At 72.4% G+C, this 20,371-nt stretch carries 18 protein-coding genes; 13 read left to right on the plus strand and 5 right to left on the minus strand.

From position 1 onward, the window contains the following. Positions 1 to 72: 72 nt before the first annotated feature. The 3 genes from ABT345_RS12135 to ABT345_RS12145 form a co-directional block, all read right to left on the minus strand. Entirely contained in the window at positions 73 to 531 is a 459-nt protein-coding gene (locus ABT345_RS12135) for a protein-tyrosine phosphatase family protein (RefSeq protein WP_345086644.1), read from the minus strand. Further along, on the minus strand, positions 531 to 1,139 hold the full coding sequence (locus ABT345_RS33240; RefSeq protein WP_502965931.1) for a lysylphosphatidylglycerol synthase domain-containing protein: 609 nt from the start codon (positions 1,137 to 1,139) through the stop codon (positions 531 to 533). Before ABT345_RS33240 ends, ABT345_RS12135 begins: the two co-directional genes overlap by 1 nt. Before the next feature lie 688 nt (positions 1,140 to 1,827). Further along, positions 1,828 to 3,174 (minus strand): helix-turn-helix domain-containing protein, encoded by a 1,347-nt coding sequence (locus ABT345_RS12145; RefSeq protein WP_345085945.1) that lies wholly within the window; start codon positions 3,172 to 3,174, stop codon positions 1,828 to 1,830. A gap of 271 nt (positions 3,175 to 3,445) precedes the next feature. On the opposite strand from ABT345_RS12145, the gene ABT345_RS12150 reads away from it, so the two are divergent. Further along, positions 3,446 to 4,372 (plus strand): proline dehydrogenase family protein, encoded by a 927-nt coding sequence (locus ABT345_RS12150; protein ID WP_345085943.1) that lies wholly within the window; start codon positions 3,446 to 3,448, stop codon positions 4,370 to 4,372. 142 nt (positions 4,373 to 4,514) lie between these two features. Further along, complete coding sequence (gene pruA, locus ABT345_RS12155; protein WP_345085941.1) at positions 4,515 to 6,146, plus strand: L-glutamate gamma-semialdehyde dehydrogenase; 1,632 nt, start codon at positions 4,515 to 4,517, stop codon at positions 6,144 to 6,146. 143 nt (positions 6,147 to 6,289) lie between these two features. Here pruA and ABT345_RS12160 read toward each other — a convergent pair whose 3' ends face one another. Next, positions 6,290 to 6,919: a Uma2 family endonuclease gene (locus ABT345_RS12160; protein ID WP_345085939.1), complete on the minus strand. Its 630-nt coding sequence runs from the start codon at positions 6,917 to 6,919 to the stop codon at positions 6,290 to 6,292. Between the two features lie 428 nt (positions 6,920 to 7,347). Here ABT345_RS12160 and ABT345_RS12165 point away from each other — a divergent pair, with 428 nt between their 5' ends. The 4 genes from ABT345_RS12165 to ABT345_RS12180 all read left to right on the plus strand — a co-directional run bounded on the left by ABT345_RS12165 (position 7,348) and on the right by ABT345_RS12180 (position 10,255). Continuing rightward, entirely contained in the window at positions 7,348 to 7,479 is a 132-nt protein-coding gene (locus ABT345_RS12165) for a hypothetical protein (protein ID WP_345085937.1), read from the plus strand. A 126-nt stretch (positions 7,480 to 7,605) separates the two neighbouring features. Then, positions 7,606 to 8,313 carry a TetR family transcriptional regulator gene (locus ABT345_RS12170; RefSeq protein WP_345085935.1) on the plus strand — a complete coding sequence of 236 codons (708 nt, stop codon included), beginning with the start codon at positions 7,606 to 7,608 and terminating at the stop codon, positions 8,311 to 8,313. A 32-nt stretch (positions 8,314 to 8,345) separates the two neighbouring features. Beyond that, positions 8,346 to 9,134, plus strand: coding sequence for an SDR family NAD(P)-dependent oxidoreductase (locus ABT345_RS12175; protein WP_345085933.1), 789 nt, complete (start codon positions 8,346 to 8,348; stop codon positions 9,132 to 9,134). An 80-nt stretch (positions 9,135 to 9,214) separates the two neighbouring features. Continuing rightward, positions 9,215 to 10,255 carry an NAD(P)-dependent alcohol dehydrogenase gene (locus ABT345_RS12180; RefSeq protein ID WP_345085931.1) on the plus strand — a complete coding sequence of 347 codons (1,041 nt, stop codon included), beginning with the start codon at positions 9,215 to 9,217 and terminating at the stop codon, positions 10,253 to 10,255. A 6-nt stretch (positions 10,256 to 10,261) separates the two neighbouring features. Here the strand turns inward: ABT345_RS12180 and ABT345_RS12185 are convergent, their stop codons facing one another. Then, the gene (locus ABT345_RS12185; RefSeq protein ID WP_345085929.1) at positions 10,262 to 11,866 is read right to left on the minus strand and encodes a purple acid phosphatase family protein; all 1,605 of its coding nucleotides are present in this window, start codon (positions 11,864 to 11,866) and stop codon (positions 10,262 to 10,264) included. A 129-nt stretch (positions 11,867 to 11,995) separates the two neighbouring features. On the opposite strand from ABT345_RS12185, the gene ABT345_RS12190 reads away from it, so the two are divergent. The 7 genes from ABT345_RS12190 to ABT345_RS12220 all read left to right on the plus strand — a co-directional run bounded on the left by ABT345_RS12190 (position 11,996) and on the right by ABT345_RS12220 (position 20,253). Next, on the plus strand, positions 11,996 to 13,036 hold the full coding sequence (locus ABT345_RS12190; protein WP_345085927.1) for a 3-isopropylmalate dehydrogenase: 1,041 nt from the start codon (positions 11,996 to 11,998) through the stop codon (positions 13,034 to 13,036). Positions 13,037 to 13,390: 354 nt separating this feature from the next. Continuing rightward, positions 13,391 to 14,476, plus strand: a complete 1,086-nt coding sequence (locus ABT345_RS12195) for a branched-chain amino acid aminotransferase (RefSeq protein ID WP_345085924.1) — start codon at positions 13,391 to 13,393, stop codon at positions 14,474 to 14,476. Positions 14,477 to 14,653: 177 nt separating this feature from the next. Continuing rightward, a complete protein-coding gene (ureA, locus tag ABT345_RS12200) occupies positions 14,654 to 15,343 on the plus strand; it encodes an urease subunit gamma (protein WP_345085922.1) in 690 nt (229 codons plus the stop codon). Further along, positions 15,340 to 17,025, plus strand: a complete 1,686-nt coding sequence (locus ABT345_RS12205; RefSeq protein ID WP_345085920.1) for an urease subunit alpha — start codon at positions 15,340 to 15,342, stop codon at positions 17,023 to 17,025. Before ureA ends, ABT345_RS12205 begins: the two co-directional genes overlap by 4 nt. A 71-nt stretch (positions 17,026 to 17,096) precedes the next feature. Continuing rightward, positions 17,097 to 18,137: an agmatine deiminase family protein gene (locus ABT345_RS12210; protein WP_345085918.1), complete on the plus strand. Its 1,041-nt coding sequence runs from the start codon at positions 17,097 to 17,099 to the stop codon at positions 18,135 to 18,137. 77 nt (positions 18,138 to 18,214) lie between these two features. Next, positions 18,215 to 18,826 (plus strand): TetR/AcrR family transcriptional regulator, encoded by a 612-nt coding sequence (locus ABT345_RS12215; protein ID WP_345085916.1) that lies wholly within the window; start codon positions 18,215 to 18,217, stop codon positions 18,824 to 18,826. A gap of 110 nt (positions 18,827 to 18,936) precedes the next feature. Next, complete coding sequence (locus tag ABT345_RS12220) at positions 18,937 to 20,253, plus strand: MFS transporter (protein ID WP_345085914.1); 1,317 nt, start codon at positions 18,937 to 18,939, stop codon at positions 20,251 to 20,253. The last annotated feature ends 118 nt before the right edge of the window (positions 20,254 to 20,371 follow it).

Raw genomic sequence — 20,371 nt, forward strand, 5'->3', positions numbered from 1 at the left:
TTTCCTGTCCACCGTCAGTGGATCACCATGTCGCGGCGGCGTGTATCCGTCGCACACCGCAGGAGCCGGCGGCTACGACTGTCCCGAGCCGGATGCGTCGGCGGCGTGGACCTGGCGGATGAAGCGTCGTTGCCACGGTACTTCCACCGCACGGGGGTGGTAATTCCGCCGTACCCATTTGACCGCTTCCTTGGGATCCATGCCTTCGAAGATGCAGAGTGCCGAGAGCCCCGTACCAGTCCGGCCGATGCCGCCTCCGCAGCAGATCTCCACGCGTTCGTCCGTGGCCCGGTCGTAGGCGACGCGAAGTTTGCGCATCGCGTCCATCGGGTCGGCGGGAAGCCAGAAGTCGCGCCAGGGAACCCACAGGGACTCCCACGGCTGCTCGGGCGGCTCGTGGTCCGTCAAGTGCACGGCTAACGTGGGAGTTTGCCCCTCCGGCAGGTCGTATCTGAGTCCGCGTCCGCGAATTATCCGCCCTGAAGGGAGGGTAACTACCTTGGGAGTATCTGTTTTCCACATTTCGGTCATCATGAATTCCGTTTCGATCGGTTTCGCAAAACAGCGGTGTCTGCCATGGCGATCATCCCCAGAGGGATCTGCGGAAGGATCTGTTGAGCATGGAAGACCAATGCGAAGGCCGGACCATCAGCCTGCCCGAGGATGCCCGCTGTAGCGCCCAGCACGGCCGCCTCGAAGGTGCCCAGCTGGCCCGGCAAGGTCGGCAAGATGTTGGAGACCTCGATGGACAGCAGTACGACCACCAGGACGGCCACCGACAGCGGTAGGTCCAGAGCCTTCGCGACGGCCACCGCGGCCAGGAAGTCAAGCGGGCCGGCCGCGGAACTGTGCCCTTCCCGTGTTCCTTGACCGGTCGCTCCTCGATCTCGGTCAGGATCAGCCCCCGCACCCGGTGATCCGCCTTGACGTTCGCTTTCAGGACCGACTCGGCCATTTCCGCCCAGCGGGGATCCGCCCCCTCCACCACACTGCGTACCGGCCGGTCCGTGACGAGTCCGGCCGGGCCCGACTTCTTCAGCGCCGCCGTCCACTGGCGGACCGTACTGACCCCGACGCCGAGCTCGGCGGCCTTGACGGCGTAGCGGTGCAGCACCGGCTTCCCTGGCGCGAAGTCGCACGCGGCTCTCCCTTCAGCGCAAGCGCAGTCGCCGTCTCCGCCTCCGGGGCTGGCGCCAAGACCGCGGTGGTGGGATGGGGGAGCAGCACCGAGATGTCGGCCTGCCTCAGCTTCGGTGGCCTGGCCGGTCCTGACTGCCGCAGGAGAATCCGTCGGCCCTCGATCTCCGCGACGGTGAACTGCTCACCGTCGAAGCTGACCGCAGGAGAAAGCCCGGAACGTGACTGCGCACCTTGCCGTCGATCCGCGCCACCATGCGACAAGGCTGGGCAAAGATGCCGCACACCACCGGATCGAAGTCCACGAGCAGCAGACGCGCCAGCTCCGGCCGGCTTTCGTGGACGACCTGGCCGCCCGTCGTCGAGGACGCGTAGTCGCCCGAGTAGTGCGCCTTCCCGTGTACCGAACGAACCCGGCGCCACAGCTCGGACTCGGTGAGATCCCTCAACCGGAGCTGGGCGAATGGGAACCCACAAGCCGATCCGTCCCCGGACCGGAGCGACGCCGTCGGGACCGTGCGCTTGCCGTGGCCCCTGCGTGGACGCTCCGTCGCCATTCTTGAACGATGCGAACGTCCGGTACCGCCCAAACCGGAAGATCGTGAACAGTCGACTACTGACGGCTGCTGAACGTAATCACTGCTCATGATCACGCGGAAGTGCTCATGAAACTACGGGCCCCGGAAAGCGCTACAACCGCGAGGCCTTCAGTCCCATGTGCAGCAGCAGCCGGTCCTCGCCGTCGTCCAGATCGAGGCCGGTGAGCTTCTCGACGCGGCCCAGCCGGTAGTAGAGCGTCTGGCGGTGGATGCCGAGGACCTGAGCGGTGCGGCCGGCCTGACCCGCGCAGTCGAGGAACGCCTCGGCGGTGCGGGCCAGTTCGGTGTGGGCCGGGTCCAGCAGCGGGCGCACGGCGGCGTCCGGGGGCTCGGTGGGCAACGCGGTGAGCAAGCGGTACGAACCCAGGGCCGCCCATTCCGCGACGGTGCCCAGCCTCGGCTCGGCGCGCGCCGCGCGGGCCGCGTCCAGCGCCTCGTGCCAGGCGCCCGGCAGCGCGGCCAACTCCGTGGTCCCGGCGGCGATTCCGGCGACCCCGGCGCCGATCCGGGCCTCCGGCTGCGGCTGGCTGCGGACGGCGCCGCGGCCCGGCTGCGGTGCGACGGCGCCCGCGCGCGGGGAGCGCAGCAGATGCTCGGCGACGGTGTGCGCGGGCCCGAGCGCCCCCGGTGAGCGCAGCCGTACCAGCGCGGCCAGCGCGGGGGCCGGCTGGCGCGGGCGCGGGGCGGTGAGGACGGGGATGCCGCGGGGCGGGGTGGTGCCGTCCAGCGGCAGCGTCCCCGGGGTGTCGGCCCGGCCGCCCGGCCCCTCCGGGTACATCGCGCACGCGGCCAGCAGCCCGGGCAGGCTGGGCGGCGGCGCGGCGTCGGTGTCGGTGGTGTCCCAGGGCAGCACGGCGACCAGCGTCAGCGGCGCGCCCGGGGTGAAGCGCAGGGTCTCGCGGAGCGCGTCGCGCAGCAGCACGGCGCCGGCCGGGCGGTCCGCGGGGTGCGCCAGCAGCAGTTCGCGCAGCAGATCGCCCAGCTCCGAACCGGCGCGGGCGTCCTCGGCGAGCAGTGCGCCGATCCGCGACGCGGTCTCCATGGCGTGCTCGATGCGCGGGTCGGGCGGGGTGTCCCGGCCGCCCAGCTCCAGGTCGGTGAGGTGGCCGTCGTCCAGCAGCCAGACGTAGCCGTGCACGATGCCGCGGTGGCGTACGGGCAGACAGATCCGGCCTTTGAACACGCCTGCCGCCGGGTCCGGCGGAATGCGTAGGGCCGATTTGGCGCGGGCGATGCCGAACGCCTCGAACCAGGCGCGCACCGCGGCCGACGAGCGTCGCTGGAGGATCGAGCGGGTGCGCACCGGATCCATGACGAGATCGTCGTCGCCTTCGTGCGCGCCGAACGCGATCAGCCCGAAATCGCGGTCCTCCAGGGTCGCGGGCGCTCCGAGCGCCGCTGAGATGTCGTCCACGAGCTGCTGGTAGTCGCCCCGCATCCGCCGGCCGTCTCCTTCCGTGTCACTTGCCGTACCCGTTCCCCCCGGCCCGCGCGCCGCCCGCATCGGCGGCCCGGTGGCGCGGCCGTCCCTCTCGCCGTCTGTTTCATTCTCATACATCTGTCTGAGATCCGGGACACGAAGGCGTGACAGCTGTCGATGGCTGAAAGGTGGCGAGATCCTTAAGTTTCAGGTGGCTCACCTTGCCGCAGCGCCCGCCCCCAAACGGCGCCCGCCCGGCATTTGTCATCCTGAATCGTGGAGGTGCCCCATGCTGGGTCCCGTGCTTCTCGCCGCCGCGCGCAGCGACAGCATCCGCCGCATCGTCGCGGCCGCTCCGATCACCCGCCCGGTGGTCGACCGATTCGTCGCCGGTGAACGGCTCGACCAGTCGATGGCCGTCGTGCGGTCGCTGGCCGCGCGGGGGATGGAGGTCACCCTCGACCACCTCGGCGAGGACATCACCGACCCCTCCGAGGCGCTCCGCAACCGCGATGCCTACCTCCGCCTGACCGAGGCGCTCTCCGAGCAGGACCTCGGCACCAAGGCCGAGATGTCGGTCAAGCTCTCGGCCTTCGGCCAGGCGCTGACCGGCGGCCACGAACTGGCCCTCAAGAACGTCCTCCCGGTGGTCGAGGCCGCCGCCGAGGCCGGTACGACGGTGACCCTCGACATGGAGGACCACACCACCGTCGACTCCACCCTCGCCATCCTCTCCGAGCTGCGCGAGCGCTTCCCGCAGACCGGCGCCGTCGTCCAGTCCTACCTCTTCCGTACCGAGGACGACTGCCATGCGCTGGCCGGCGAGGGCTCCCGGGTCCGGCTGGTCAAGGGCGCCTACAAGGAGCCCGCGACCGTCGCCTTCCAGGACAAGCGCGAGGTCGACAAGGCCTATGTGCGCTGCCTGAAGATCCTCATGGCGGGCGACGGATACCCGATGATCGGCTCCCACGACCCGCGCATGGTCGCCATCGGCCAGGACCTCGCCCAGCGCAACGGCCGCAAGCCGGGCGACTACGAGTTCCAGATGCTCTTCGGCATCCGCGAGGCCGAGCAGGAGCGCCTGGTCACCGAGGGCCACCGGATGCGCGTCTACATCCCGTACGGCACCGACTGGTACGGCTACTTCATGCGACGCCTCGCCGAGCGCCCCGCCAACCTGGCTTTCTTCCTCCGGTCGCTCGCCACCCGCGGCTGACGGCCCCGGACGGGCCGGCGCGGGTGGATGCTGGAGGGTGGGGCATGAGTCCCCTCGCAGCGCCCGCGCCGCCCACCCGCAGCGGCCGCGCCGCTCGCACCACGATGGAAACCGACGTCGAAACGAAGGAGACACGGCAGTCATGGACGCTGTGACCCACGTCCCCGCCCCGTACAACGAGCCGGTCCACGGCTACGCCCCCGGAACCCCGGAGCGGGCCCGCCTGGAGGCCAAGCTCAAGGAGCTCGCCGGTAACCCCGTCGAGCTGCCGATGACCATCAACGGCGTCAAGCGGATGGGCGGCGGCGAGCGCTTCGACGTCGTGCAGCCGCACAACCACAAGGCCGTCATCGGCACCTACGCGAACGCCACCAAGGCCGACGCGCAGGAGGCGATCGACGCCGCCCTGGCCGCCGCCCCGGCGTGGCGCGCGATGTCCTTCGACGACCGCGCCGCGATCCTGCTGAAGGCCGCCGACCTGCTGTCCGGCCCGTGGCGCGAGACCATCGCCGCCTCGACGATGCTGGGTCAGTCCAAGACCGCCCAGCAGGCCGAGATCGACGCGCCCTGTGAGCTCGTCGACTTCTGGCGCTTCAACGTGCACTTCGCCCGGGAACTGCTCCAGGAGCAGCCCCCCATCCAGCCGAACGGCGTGTGGAACCGTCTGGACCACCGCCCGCTGGAGGGCTTCGTCTACGCGATCACGCCCTTCAACTTCACCGCCATCGCCGGCAACCTGCCGACCGCCCCGGCGCTCATGGGCAACGTCGTCGTGTGGAAGCCGTCCCCGACGCAGACCCACTCGGCGATCCTGCTGATGGAGCTGCTGGAGGAGGCGGGCCTGCCCAAGGGCGTCATCAACCTCGTCACCGGTGACGGCAAGGAGGTCTCCGAGGTCGCGCTGCCGCACCCGGAGCTGGCCGGCGTCCACTTCACCGGCTCGACCGCCACCTTCCAGTACCTGTGGAAGGCCGTCGGCGAGAACATCACCAACTACCGCTCCTACCCGCGTCTGGTCGGCGAGACCGGCGGCAAGGACTTCATCGTCGCCCACCCGACCGCCGACCCGGCGATCCTCAAGACCGCCATCACCCGTGGCGCCTTCGAGTACCAGGGCCAGAAGTGCTCCGCGGCCTCCCGCGCCTACATCGCCCGCTCCACCTGGGACGGCGGCCTCAAGGACGCGCTGGTCGCCGAGGTCGAGGGCCTCACCATGGGTGACGTCACCGACCTGTCGAACTTCATCGGCGCCGTCATCGACGACCGCTCGTTCGCCAAGAACAAGGCCGCCATCGACCGCGCCAAGGCCGACCCGACCTGCGAGATCGTCGCCGGTGGCACCTACGACGACTCGGTCGGCTACTTCGTCCGCCCGACCGTCATCGTCTGCTCGGACCCGGAGAACGAGGTCTTCAAGACCGAGTACTTCGGCCCGATCATGGCCGTCCACGTCTACGAGGACGCCGACTTCGACAAGACGGTCGAGCAGATGGAGTCCGCGTCGGCCTACGCGCTGACCGGCGCCGTCCTCGCCAAGGACCGGCAGGTCGTCGCCGAGGTCTCCGAGAAGCTCCGCTTCGCGGCCGGCAACTTCTACGTCAACGACCGCCCGACCGGCTCCATCGTCGGCCAGCAGCCCTTCGGCGGCGGCCGCGCCTCCGGCACCAACGACAAGGCCGGCTCGAAGTTCAACCTGCTGCGCTGGATGTCCCCGCGCGCCATCAAGGAGACGATGGTCGCCCCGACGGACTACCGCTACCCGCACATGGGCTGACACCCCGAACACCGGGTGGCCTTGCCGCGCCCCCGGTGGTCACCGGCCTGCGACCTCCCCCCAGTTCGCCGGTGACCTGCGGTTTCCTGCCGCACGAAGCGCCCCTGGCCCGACCGGCCGGGGGCGCTTCGCATGCGTGGGGGTCAGGACGCCCGCGGGGGGCCGGTGACGGCGCCGCCGAGCACGAAGCCCTTGGCCGGCCCTTCCGGAACGGCGACCTCGGCGCCGTAGGGCCTGCGGAAGGAATCGGCGTAGGTGCCCTTCTCCGGGCAGGGGGAGGTGAGCACGGTGACGGTGCCCTGCTCGTCGAAGTCGTCGATGAGGACGTACACCGGAATCCCGGCGCGGGCGTACGCGGCACGCTTGCGGATCCGGTCGCGGGTGATGACGTCGTGCCCGGGGGAGACCACCTCGGCGATCAGCGCCACGGCCGATGCTCGCAGTCCGATGCCGTCGTCGGTGACGTGCGCGTCGGCATCCTCGGGCGCGATGACGAGATCGGGGATCCAGACCTTGCGGCCGTGGACGATGTTGATGTCCTGGTAGGCGGCGTAGGCGTCCCCGCTCAGGTGGGCGTCCAGAGCGCGGCGTAGCCGGTTGGCGATCCGGGCGTGTGCGTAACGTCCGGTGGGCGACACCTCGATGAACCCCTCGATGATCTCGGCGTGGAAGCCCTCGGGGAGTTCCATGGCTTTCCATGCCTGCCACAGGACCTCGTCCAGATCAGGTCCTGGCGTCGTCGTCTCGGGCGCCTCGTGTGCGAGAGCGGTCATGGTGCAGCACCTCCTCCTCAAGTTCGGGCGGGCTAGGCCCGGTGGCACAAGCGACGCCGCCACCGTAGGGCGGTGGCCGTGCCGGGTCGGTCGCTTCCGGGCCGCGTTCACCAGGTCGTATGACCAACGGGGCCGGCCTTGACGATCTTGGGGCGGGGCGCCGCGGAAGAGGGGCCGGCGGCGGCCGCCGCCGGCTCGCCGTCTCAGATAGTAGGAAGGCCAAGTAATTGTGCAGACATCACGGCTCCGCTCGCCTAGCGTTGTAGGAGCCGAACGAATCGCTCCATCGAGCGACGGCGGATGTGGCTCGCGCTGAGGGCAGGTGACCCCTGCCGCGCCGGCCCCCGCCCCTCCGGCCTTCCGATTGATGTGACCCTTTCCGTCCGGCTCGTCCGGGCCGTGGGGCCTAGGCATGGGAGACGTGCATCATGGCCGAGACCGCCGTCCGCAGGACCCGTCACTCCGCCCGTCGCAGCAACGACGCCGACCGCAAGAACGCGGCGGCCGCCCTCCAGCGCGCCCTCGACCGCCGCGACAACGGCGGCACGACCGGGCACTGAGCCCCGCGCGGGTGCGGCCGGAGTGGCCGCACCCGTTCGTGTCTTCGTCCGGCCGTCCGGCGTCCCACCCGGTGTCCCGTCGGGACATATGTCCCGCTGGGACATTTTCGGGTGTACGGTGGCGGCATGAGCGCGGAGAAGAGCGAAGGGGAGCGGCCCGACCGGCGGGCCCGCCGGTCGCGCCGTACCCGTGAGGCGCTGGCGCAGGCCGCCCTGGAGCTGGCGCTCGACCGCGGGCTGCGGGAGTTCGGCGTCGAGGACATCGCCGAGCGCGCCGACGTCGCCCGGCGGACCTTCAGCCGCTACTTCAGCGGCAAGGAAGAGGCCGTCGCCGACTGCATCCGGGCCGACGCCGAGCGCATCAACGACGCCCTGCGCGCCCGGCCCGCGGCCGAACCGCCGCTCGCCGCCTACCGCGCCGCCGTCCTCCACTGGGTCGCCGACCCCGTGCACCCGGCCTGGCACCGCCGGCCGCGCGTCTTCGCGCTGCTGACCCTCGCCGATCAGGAGCCGACGCTCTACGCCGCGCTCCAGCACGCCCGGGTCGCGGCTCAAGACGACTCGGTGGCGATCCTGGCCGACCGGATGGGCACCGACCCGGCCGTCGATCTGCGGCCCGCCGTACTCGTCGGCGCCGGGGCGGGAGCCCTGGTCGCCGCCCAGCACGCCTGGGTCCGCGGCGGCGAGGTCGCCGCCCTGCCCGCACTCGTCGAGCGCGCCTTCGCCGCCCTGGCCGACGCGCTCGGACCCGCCGCCCCGGCGGCGCACCCCGGGGAGCCGGACCGGTTCCCGCACCACCACGAAGGACCCGCCCCGGAGCCCCGAGACCCGTAAGGCTCACCGCGGTCCACCAAGGATCTGAGCACATGCAGCACAACAGCGTCCCTGCCGCCCCCGCCGTCGTCCCCGACGAGTTCGCCGGGAAGGCGGCGCTGATCACCGGCGGCGCCTCCGGCATCGGTCTGGCCGTCGCCCGCCGTCTGGTCCGCGGCGGCGCCGCCGTCGTCCTCGCCGACTTCGACGAGGCGAAGGCCCGTGCCGCCGCCGCGGAGCTGACCGCGGAGGGTGCGCGCGCCGCGGCCGTCGCCGTCGACGTCACCGACGCGGACTCCGTCGCCGCGGCCGTCGCCTTCACCGTCGAGACCTACGGCAGCCTCGACCTGGCGGTCAACAACGCCGGGATCGCCGGCCCGTCGGCGCCCACCGGCGCGTACGACGTCGACGCCTACCACAAGGTCATCGACACCAACCTCAACGGCGTCTTCCACTCGCTCCGCCACGAGCTGCCGGTGATGGCCGCCGCGGGCCGCGGCGCGATCGTCAACATGGCCTCGATCCTGGGAACCAACGGCTTCGCCGGGTCCCCCGCGTACGTCGCCGCCAAGCACGGTGTCGTCGGCCTCACCAAGACCGCCGCCCTCGAATACGCCGACCGCGGCGTCCGCATCAACGCCGCGGGCCCCGGTTTCATCGACACCCCGCTGCTCGCCCACAACGACGCCGAGGGCCGCGCGCACCTGATCTCGCTGCACCCGGCCGGCCGCCTGGGCACCGCCGACGAGGTCGCCGAGCTGACCGCCTTCCTGCTGTCCGACCGCGCGTCGTTCATCAACGGCAGCTACCACCTGGTGGACGGCGGGTACTCCGCGCGCTGACCACGGCGCGACCGGGCGGGGAAGCCGGGGGAGCGGGGGGATACGGGAACCTTCGGGACACATCGAAAGAAGAGCGCGAGATGAAGGCTGTTCAGTACCGGGAAGTCGGCGGGGCGCCGCAGGTCGTCACCGTCCCCGAGCCCGAGGCCGGGCCGGGGCAGGTGCTGCTGGAGGTGACCGCCGCCGGCGTCTGCCACTCCGACATCGCCGTGATGGGGATGCCCGCGGACGCGCTGCGCTTCCCGCTGCCGCTCACCCTCGGCCACGAGGGCGTCGGCACCGTCGCCGCGCTCGGCGCGGGCGTCACCGGGCTCACCGTCGGCGAGCAGGTCGCGGTCTACGGGCCGTGGGGCTGCGGCACCTGCGCGGCGTGCGCCCGCGGCCGGGAGAACTACTGCCACCGCGCCGCCGGGCTGGGCATCTTCCCGCCCGGGCTGGGCGCGCCCGGTGCCATGGCGGAGTACATGGTCGTCGACGACCCGCGCCATCTGGTGCCGCTCGGCGGGCTCGACCCGGTCGCGGCGGTGCCGCTGACCGACGCCGGTCTGACGCCGTATCACGCGATCAAGCGGTCGCTGGCGAAGCTGGTGCCGGGCTCGACCGCCGTGGTCATCGGCGCCGGCGGCCTGGGGCACGTCGCGATCCAGCTGCTGCGGGCGATGACCGCCGCGCAGGTGATCGCGTTGGACGTCGCCGAGGAGAAGCTGGCGCTCGCCCGCGAGGTCGGTGCGCACGAGACGGTGCTCTCCGACGACCGCGCCGCCGCGGCGGTCCGCGAGCGGACCGGCGGCCTCGGCGCCCAGCTGGTGCTGGACTTCGTGGGCGCCCCGCCGACCGCCGCCGCTGCCGGGGCGATGGCCGCGCCGGAGGCCGACGTCACGATCGTCGGGCTGGGCGGCGGCGCCCTGCCGGTCGGCTTCGGCACCACCGCGTACGAGGTGTCGGTCTGCTCGCCGTACTGGGGCAGCCGCGCCGAGCTGGCGGAGGTGCTGGCGCTGGCCCGCGCCGGCGCCGTCACGGTGCACACCGAGACGTACGGGATCGACGAGGCGCCGCTGGCCTACGAGCGGCTGCACCAGGGGAAGATCAACGGCCGGGCGGTGATCCTCCCACGGGGATGAGCCGGGCTACCGGACCACCTCGAAGTGGTCGATGCGCTCACCGGACTCGGCGAGCGCGGTGACCTTCATCACCGGCCGGGGGCCGGGGACGACCTCGACGGCGAGGAACGAGAAGCCGGTGTAGCGCACCCGGGACCACTCCGCGGCCTCCTTCGCCTTCGTGCGGTCCTTCGTCCAGTGGTAGGTGTCCACGTGGTCGAGGTCCTTGACGTGGCCCTCGTAGCTGTCGGGGACGGGGAAGTCGTAGAGCGCCCGGCCCGCGCCGCCGGCGGTGACGTAGACGATGCCCTCGCGCCGCGGGTCCACCCGCTCGCCCGGGGGCATCTTCTTCGTCACCCGGCCGCCCTTGAGGGCGTCGGTGCGCTCGTAGACGTGGTTGTGGCCGTTGACGACGAGGTCGACGCGGTGCTTCTCGAAGAGCGGCAGCCAGGCGTCGCGGACGCCGCCGTCGGAGGCGTGCGCGTTGGTGGTGGAGTAGGCGCAGTGGTGGAAGAAGACCACGACGAAGTCGATGCCGGGCCTGGCGCGCAGTTCGCCCAGGCGCCGGTCGAGCCAGCGCGTCTGGCGGCCGCCGGTGTAGCCCTGGTTGGCGGGGATCTCGTACGAGACGTCGTTGGCGTCCAGGGCGACGACGGCGGTGTTGCCGTAGGTGAAGGAGTAGACGCCGGGCGCCGCCTGCGGGTCCGGGCCGTTGCCCGGCAGGGTCCAGCGGGCGCTCTGGCCGCCGTAGCCGTTGGGGGAGTACCAGGCCTCCATGTCGTGGTTGCCGGTCGTCACCATCCACGGCACGGACTTCGCCACCGACTCGGTCTGGGCGAGGAACTGGTCCCACACCCGCGCGTCGTAGGTGTCGTGCTCGGAGCCCTGGCCGTCCGGGTCGGCGTAGCAGATGTCGCCGGCGTGCAGATGGAAGGCGGGGTTCTGGCCCAGGATCAGCTGGTCGTTGGCGAGCGCGTGGTAGCTGACGCCCTGGTCGCCGAAGGCGGTGAAGACGAACCGCTCGGCGCGCGCCGGGGCGGTGCGGAAGGTGCCGACGGCTCCGAAGTGGCGCGCGTCGGCCGGGTCGAAGCCGTCGTGGCCGACGCCGTAGTAGTACGTGGTGCCCGGGCGCAGCCCGTCCAGCGCCGCGTGCAGATAGAACTGGTCGACGGCCGGCAGCTTCGACGACAGCGACGGGGTGTGCAGGTCGCGGACCTCCGCCTGGACCTTGCGGCCCAGGTCCCACGGGGTCAGCCCGACCCGCAGATACGGCCGCCGCACCGCGAGCGGCACCTGCCAGCCCACCCGCATCTGCGTCGTCGGATCGGCGCCGAACGCCAGATGGCGGGCGAACGGTGCGACCAGCGCACCGTCCACCGGCGAGGCGGCGCCCGAGGTGAGCAGCGTGGGGGTGGCGACGGGCGCGGCATGGGCCGAACCGGCCAGCAGTCCGCCCGCGGCGACGGCTCCGGCGCCCGCCGCCGAGGAGCGCAGCAGACCCCGCCGGGTCAGCTTGGTCCGCAGGTACGCGTGCTGCTCGGGCATGCTCATCCGGGCCGCGAGCCGTTCCGGTATGCCCACGCGCGGCAGATGCGAGGGCAGGGGGGCGCTCCCCCGGGAGTCTCCAGTCATGGCCCCGAATGTCCCAGCGCGACCCGACGGCAGCGGGTCGGTGAGGTGAACGGCGGCTGACCGGCTCCCCATGTGTCCGCATGGCGGACGCCGCGTGTCAACGAATGGGACGACGAGTAGGGTCCAGGCATGTCTCGCAGCATTCGCCTCGCAGTGATCCCCGGTGACGGTATCGGCCCGGAGGTCGTCTCCCAGGGCCTCAAGGTCCTCGCGGCCGTCCTCCCGCAGGACGTCAAGCTGGAAACCAAGGAGTACGACCTCGGTGCCAAGCGCTGGCACGCGAGCGGTGACACCCTCCCGGACGAGGAGCTGGCGGCGCTCAAGGAGCACGACGCGATCCTCCTGGGCGCGATCGGCGACCCGTCCGTCCCCTCCGGTGTGCTGGAGCGCGGACTGCTGCTCAAGCTCCGCTTCGCCTTCGACCACTTCGTGAACCTGCGGCCGTCGAAGCTCTTCCCGAACACCGCGACCCCGCTGGCCGGCCGCCCGGACATCGACTTCGTCGTCGTCCGCGAGGGCACCGAGGGCCCGTACACCGGCAACGGCGGCAGCCTGCGCACCGGCACGCCCGCCGAGGTCGCCACCGAGGTCAGCGTCAACACCGCCTACGGTGTGGAGCGGGTCGTCCGGGACGCGTTCGCGCGGGCCGCCGCCCGGCCCCGCAAGAAGCTGACGCTGGTCCACAAGAACAACGTGCTGGTCCACGCCGGGCACATGTGGAAGAAGATCTTCGACAAGGTCGGCGCGGAGTACCCCGAGGTCACCACCGACTATCTGCACGTCGACGCCGCGACGATCTTCTTCGTCACCCAGCCCGAGCGCTTCGACGTGATCGTCACCGACAACCTCTTCGGCGACATCCTCACCGACCTCGCCGCCGCCGTCACCGGCGGGATCGGCCTCGCCGCCTCCGGGAACATCAACCCGACCGGCGAGTTCCCCTCGATGTTCGAGCCGGTCCACGGCTCCGCGCCGGACATCGCCGGCACCGGCAAGGCCGACCCGACCGCCACGATCCTGTCGGTCGCCCTGCTCCTGCGCCACCTCGGTCTCGACGCCGAGGCCGTCCGCATCGAGGAGGCGGTCGCCGCCGACCTGGAGGCCCGCGACGGCGCGGCCCGCACCACCGACGAGATCGGTGACCGGCTCGCCGCACGAGTAGCGGGCTGACGCCCGCACCGCACCGCCACACCACGGAGCGCCGGGCCGCGAAGGCCCGGCGCTCCGTGCCGTATATCCCGTGTACGTACCACCGGCCCGAGGGGATCCCGGTCGGACGAACCGGTCCGCACCGGCGCACGCCGGACAAGGACCCCCGCGCACGCCCGTTCCGCCGTCGGACACCCGCGCGCGATAATCGGACATGGACCGCCGGCCGCGACGACGAGGCGCCCCTGACGCCAGGGCCACCCCGCACCCGGGGCGCGCGGCCGCAACAACCGCACCGGTGCCGCACCCCGAGCACTCCCGGCCCCGCCCGCCGGGCCGCCGGCTCCGGCAGACGCAGCGTAAGGACACGCATTCATGACGACGCCCACGATCGAACTCAAGCCCTCCGCGAACCCGCTGTCCGACGCCGAGCGGGAGCGGATCCTTTCGGCCCCGGGCTTCGGCCGGCACTTCACCGACCACATGGTGACGATCAGGTGGACGGAGGGCCGCGGCTGGCACGACGCCCAGCTCGTGCCGTACGCGCCGCTCTCCATGGACCCGGCGAACATGACCCTCCACTACGCGCAGACGATCTTCGAGGGGCTGAAGGCGTACCGCCGCCCCGACGGCAGCGTGGCCACCTTCCGCCCGGACGCCAACGCCCGCCGCTTCCAGGACTCCGCGCGCCGCATCGGCATGCCCGAGCTGCCCGTCGAGACCTTCATCGCCGCCTGCGACGCGCTGGTCACCCAGGACAAGGCATGGGTGCCCGCCTCCGGCGAGGAGTCGCTCTACCTGCGGCCGTTCATGATCGCCAGCGAGGTCGGGCTGGGCGTCCGGCCCGCCAACGAGTACCTGTTCATCGTCATCGCCTCCCCGGCGGGCGCCTACTTCCCCGGTGGCGTGAAGCCGGTGTCGGTGTGGCTGTCGAAGGAGTACGTCCGCGCGGTCCCCGGCGGCACCGGCGCCGCCAAGACCGGCGGCAACTACGCCGCCTCGCTGGTCGCCCAGGCCCAGGCCGCCGAACAGGGCTGCGACCAGGTCGTCTGGCTGGATGCGATCGAGCGCCGCTGGATCGAGGAGATGGGGGGCATGAACCTCTACTTCGTCTTCGGTAACCGCATCGTCACCCCGGAGCTGACCGGTTCGCTGCTGCCCGGCATCACCCGTGCCTCGCTGCTGACCATCGCCGCCGACCTGGGCTACGAGGTCGCCGAGGAGCGGATCAGCGTGGAGGACTGGAAGGCGGGCGCCGCCGACGGCACGCTCACCGAGGTCTTCGCCTGCGGCACCGCCGCCGTGATCACGCCGGTCGGCTCGGTGAAGTCCGCGGACGGCTGCTGGGACGTCGCGGACGGCCGGCCCGGTGAGGTCACCATGAAGCTCCGCAAGGCGCTGCTGGACATCCAGACCGGCGCCGCCGCCGACCCGCACGGCTGGATGCACCCCCTGGGCTGATCCCGCCCCCGCACGCGCACCGGGCCGCCACCCGCCATGGGTGGCGGCCCGGTGCGCGTCCGGGAGGGGTTTTATTAGAGCGTCAGTCAATCGATCCTCGCTTTTCTGCGGTGGTCCCTTCCGCTAATCCTGCCTCCATAGTTAGAGTGACGCTCAAATCGAGCTGGAGGTGTGAGGATGCGGCTGACCCCGACGGAACGCGACCGGCTGCTGCTGTTCGGCGCCGCGGAGCTGGCGCGGGCGCGCCGGGCCCGCGGGGTGCGGCTGAACGTCCCCGAGGCGACCGCGCTGATCGCGGACGCGGTCTGCGAGGCGGCCCGCGACGGACGCCGGCTCGCCGAGGCGATCGAGGCGGCGCGCTCGGTGCTCGGCCCGGACGACGTCCTGCCCGGCGTCGCCGACGTCGTCACCGAGGTGCAGGTCGAGGCGGTCTTCGACGACGGCTCCCGGCTCGCCGTCGTCAGCGACCCGATCCGCGGCGCGGTGCCCGATCCGTACGGGCCCGGCGCCGTCCTGCCGGGCCCGGCGGACCCGGAGCCCGAACCGGCGCTGCGGCTCACCGTCCGCAACACCGCGTCCGTACCGGTCAGCGTCACCTCGCACTTCCACTTCTTCGAGGCCAACCCCCGGCTGGACTTCGACCGTGCCGCCGCCTACGGGATGCGGCTGTGCGTCCCGGCCGGTGCGTCCGTGCGGTTCGACCCCGGCGCCGCCGCCGAGGTCGGGCTGGTGCCGATCGGCGGCGACCGCATCGCCATCGGCTTCGCCGGGCTCGTCGACGGGCCGCTGGACGCGCCGGGGGCCAGGGCCGAAGCGCTGCGGCGGGCGAGGGCCTGCGGCTATCTGGGAGCGGAGGAGCAGTCGTGACGGATCCCCACGAGTACGCGTCGGTGCACGGGCCGCGCGCCGGCGACCGCGTCGTCCTCGGCGACTCCGGGCTCGTCGTCCGCGTCGAGTCCGACGCCCAGAAGCCCGGCGACGAATTCCTCGCCGGGTTCGGCAAGACCGCCCGCGACGGGCTCCACCTCAAGGCCGCCGCCGTCCGCGACACCTGCGACGTCGTGATCAGCAACGTCCTGGTCATCGACGCCGTCCAGGGCATCCGCAAGGTGTCCATCGGCATCCGGGAGGGGCGGATCGCCGCCGTCGGACGGGCCGGCAACCCGGACACCCTCGACGGGGTGGACGTCGTCGTCGGCACCGGCACCAGCATCGTCTCCGGCGAGGGACTGATCGCCACCGCCGGCGCCGTCGACACCCACGTCCATCTGCTCTCTCCGCGGGTGATGGAGGCCTCGCTCGCCTCCGGCGTCACCACCATCATCGGCCAGGAGTTCGGGCCGGTCTGGGGCGTCGGCGTCAACTCGCCGTGGGCGCTGGGCCGGGCGTTCGGAGCCTTCGACGCCTGGCCGGTCAACATCGGCTTCCTGGGCCGCGGTTCGTCCTCCGGCGCGGCGCCGCTGGTCGAGGCGCTGGCCGAGGGCGGCGCCTGCGGCTTCAAGGTCCACGAGGACATGGGCGCCCACACCCGCGCGCTGGACACCGCGCTGCGCGTCGCCGAGGAGCACGACGTGCAGGTGGCGCTGCACAGCGACGGCCTGAACGAATGCCTCTCCGTCGAGGACACCCTCGCCGCCCTGGAAGGCCGCACCATCCACGCCTTCCACATCGAGGGCTGCGGCGGCGGACACGTCCCCAACGTCCTGAAGATGGCGGGTGTCCCGAACGTCATCGGCTCCTCCACCAACCCCACGCTGCCCTTCGGCCGGGACGCCGTCGCCGAGCACTACGGCATGATCGTCTCCGTCCACGACCTCAAGACCGACCTGCCCGGCGACGCCGCCATGGCCCGCGACCGCATCCGCGCCGGGACGATGGGCGCCGAGGACGTCCTGCACGACCTGGGCGCCATCGGCATCACCTCGTCCGACGCGCAGGGCATGGGCCGGGCCGGGGAGACCGTCCGGCGGACCTTCGCGATGGCCGGGAAGATGAAGGCGGAGCTGGGCCCGCTCGACGGCGACGGGCCGCACGACGACAACGCCCGGGTGCTGCGCTACGTCGCCAAGCTGACCCTCAACCCGGCGATCGCGCACGGCCTGGCGCACGAGATCGGGTCGATCGAGACCGGCAAGATGGCGGACATCGTGCTGTGGCAGCCGCGGTTCTTCGGCGCCAAACCGCAGCTGGTGCTGAAGTCCGGCTTCCCCGCGTACGGCGTCACCGGCGACCCGAACGCCGCCACCGACACCTGCGAACCGCTCGTCCTGGGCCCGCAGTTCGGCGCGCACGGCGCCGCGCCCGCCGAACTCTCCGTCGCCTTCGTCTCCCGCGCCGCGGCCGAGGCGGGCGGCGACCTGCTGCCCACCCGGCGGCGCCGGGTCGCCGTCCGCGGCACCCGCGGCATCGGCCCCGCCGACCTCGTCCGCAACTCCCGGACCGGCGAGGTACAGGTCGACGCCCGCAGCGGACTGGTCACCCTCGACGGCGAGGCGATGCGCTCCGACCCGGCCGAGTCCGTCTCCCTGTCCCGCCTGTACTTCCTGTGAACCGCCGGGGCGGACGGCGCGCCCCGGAGTCCGCCCCGGCGCGCCCCGCCCCCGAACCCCGAGGACCCCGCATGAACACCCCCGCCGCCGACGGCTTCCGCATGCCCCCCGAGTGGGCGCCGCACGACCGCACCTGGATGGCGTGGCCCGGCCCCAACGCCACCTTCGGCCCGGAGGGCGGCGCGACGCTCCGGGCCGCCCGCCGCGCCTGGGCCGAGGTGGCCCGCGCGGTGCGCCGCTTCGAACCGGTCACCGTCGTCGCCGCGCCCGCCGCGGCCGACGGCGCCCGCGCGCTGCTCGGCCCGGACACCGACGTCGTCGAGGCGGAGCTGGACGACGCCTGGATGCGCGACATCGGCCCCACCTTCCTCACCGACGGCGCGGGCGCGCTCGGCGCCACCGACTGGATCTTCAACGGCTGGGGCGCCCAGGACTGGGCCCGCTGGGACCGCGACGCCCGGATCGGCGCCCGCGTCGCGGACCTGGCCGGGGCCCGTACGTATGCGTCGTCGCTGGTCAACGAGGGCGGCGGCCTGCACGTCGACGGCGAGGGCACCGTCCTGCTCACCGAGACCGTGCAGCTCGACCCGGAGCGCAACCCGGGCCGCACCAAGGCGGAGGTCGAGGCGGAGATCCACGCCCACCTCGGCACCACCAAGGCCATCTGGCTGCCGCGCGGACTCACCGCCGACTACGGCCGGTTCGGCACCCGCGGCCATGTCGACATCGTCGCCGCCTTCGCCCGCCCCGGCACCGTCCTCGTCCACAGCCAGCCCGACCCGGCCCACCCCGACCACGCCGTCGGCAAGGAGATCGCCGAGGTGCTGCGCGCCGCCACCGACGCCCGGGGCCGCCGCCTGGAGGTCGTCGAGGTCCCCGCGCCGACCGTCATCGAGGCCGACGGCGCACCCGTCGACTTCTCCTACCTCAACCACTACCTCTGCAACGGCGGCGTCGTCCTCTGCGCCTTCGACGACCCGCGCGACGAGGAGGCCGCCGCCCTCTTCCGCCGCCTCTTCCCGGACCGCACCGTCACCCTCGTCGACGCCCGCCCCCTCTTCGCGGCGGGCGGCGGCATCCACTGCATCACCCAGCAGCAGCCGCGGCCCTGACGGCCACCGGGGACGGCGGATGCGCCGTCGTCCCCTAGGGTCCTTCTGTCACACCCCCGCCGACCCCGGAGGCCCCCGTGTCCGGACCCGCCCGCCGCCCCCGGCGGCGGCTCAACCAGCCCCGCGAACAGGTACTCGCCGCCGCGATGGCGACCATCGCCGACCGGGGGCTCGCGGGCCTGACGATGGCGGGCCTGGGCCGCGAGGTCGGCATGAGCAGCGGCCACATCCTGTACTACTTCGGCACCAAGGACGAGCTGCTGCTCCAGACCCTGCGCTGGAGCGAGGAGCAGCTCGGCGCCGACCGCCGCGCCGCCCTCGCCCGCCGCGTCCCGGTCCGCGAACGCCTCGACGCGCTCATCGGCCTCTACCTCCCCGACGGCCCCGGCGACCCGCGCTGGACGCTCTGGCTGGAGGTCTGGAACCGCACCCGCACCGCCGACGACGCGGCCCGCGAGAGCCAACTCGACCTCGAACTCGCCTGGCACCGCGACCTCGTCGCCCTCCTCGTCGAGGGCGCCTCGGACGGCACCTTCCGCCCCGCCGACGCCGAACGCCTCGCCACCCGCATCCGCGCCCTCCTCGACGGCTTCGCCACCCACCTCGTCGTCGGCCTGCCGGGCACGGACCTCACCACGGTCCGCGCGCACGTGGCGGAATTCCTCGACGAGACGCTGGCCCCGGCGTAAGGCGCGTCCGGAAAAATTCCCTCCCCGCGAACGCAACGCACTCAAGTACGCGGGATCGTTGCGGACGGTGCTCTTGCCGAGCGGGCGCCGGTCGGCGACCGTGATCGGCTATGGGGTCAGAACAGTGGAAGAAGATCTGGGTCGGCTCGGCCGGGAACATGGTCGAGTGGTTCGACTGGTTCGTGTACGCCAGCTTCGCGGTGTACTTCGCGGACTCCTTCTTCCCCAAGGGCAACGACACCGCCAACCTCATGAACACCATGGGGATCTTCGCGGTCGGCTTCTTCCTGCGCCCCGTCGGCGGCTGGCTGCTCGGCCGGGTCGGTGACCGCAAGGGCCGCAAGGCGGCGCTCACCTTGACCGTCACGCTGATGTCCGCCTCGGCGATCCTCATCGCCGTGGCGCCCACCTACGCCGTCGCGGGCTACGGCGGCGTCGCCGTCCTGCTGATCGCCCGGATGCTCCAGGGCCTCTCCGTCGGCGGCGAGTACGCGGCCAGCGCCACCTACCTGACCGAGGCGTCCGCCCCCGGACGCCGCGGCTTCGCCTCCAGCTTCCAGTACGTGTCGATGACCGCCGGACAGCTCCTCGGCCTCGGCCTGCAGATCGTCCTCCAGCGGACGATGTCCGAGGAGGCGCTGCACAGCTGGGCCTGGCGGATTCCGTTCATCATCGGCGCGCTCGGCGCCGCCGTCGTCTTCTACCTGCGCCGCAACATGCTGGAGACCGACGTCTACGCCGCCGACGAGGACGCCGCCACCGACCCCGACCGCGGCACCCTCAAGGCGCTGCTGGCCCACAAGCGCGAGGCGTTCCTCGTCATCGCGCTGACCATGGGCGGCACCGTGGCGTACTACACGTACACGACGTACCTGACCAAGTACCTGTCGAACAGCGCGGGGATGGCGAAGTCCACCGCCTCGCTGGTGAGCTTCTGCGCGCTGTTCCTCTTCATGTGCCTGCAGCCGCTCGCCGGACGGCTCTCCGACCGCATCGGCCGCCGCCCGCTGCTGATCACCTTCGCGATCGGCTCGACGTTCCTGACGGTGCCGATCATGACGCTGCTGCGGCACGCCGGTTCCTTCTGGCCCGCGCTCGGCCTCTCGCTGCTGGCGCTGGTCGTCGTCACCGGCTACACCTCGATCAACGCCTGTGTGAAGGCGGAGCTGTTCCCCACCGGCATCCGCGCCCTCGGCGTCGCCCTGCCGTACGCCATCGCCAACGCCCTCTTCGGCGGCACCGCCGAGTACGTCGCCCTCTGGTTCAAGAACGGCGGCATCGAGTCGGGCTACTACTGGTACGTCGCCGGCTGCGCCGCCGTCTCCCTCGTCGTCTACCTGACGATGCGCGAGACCCGCACCATCGACCTGCACCGCGTCGGCAAGGACGGCGCGGCGGCGGACGAGCAGGCGGCGGCTCCCGCCTGACCCGCTCCACCGGGCCGGACGCCAGCCGTCCGGCCCGCCCCGCACCACGGCGCCCGTACGGACCCTGACCGGCGGACGCCCTGCCACGACGCACCGGGCCGGTCCCCCCGAGCCTGCC

Source organism: Streptomyces sp. NPDC000404, from assembly GCF_040300365.1.
Classification (GTDB): Bacteria; Actinomycetota; Actinomycetes; order Streptomycetales; family Streptomycetaceae; genus Streptomyces; species Streptomyces ramulosus.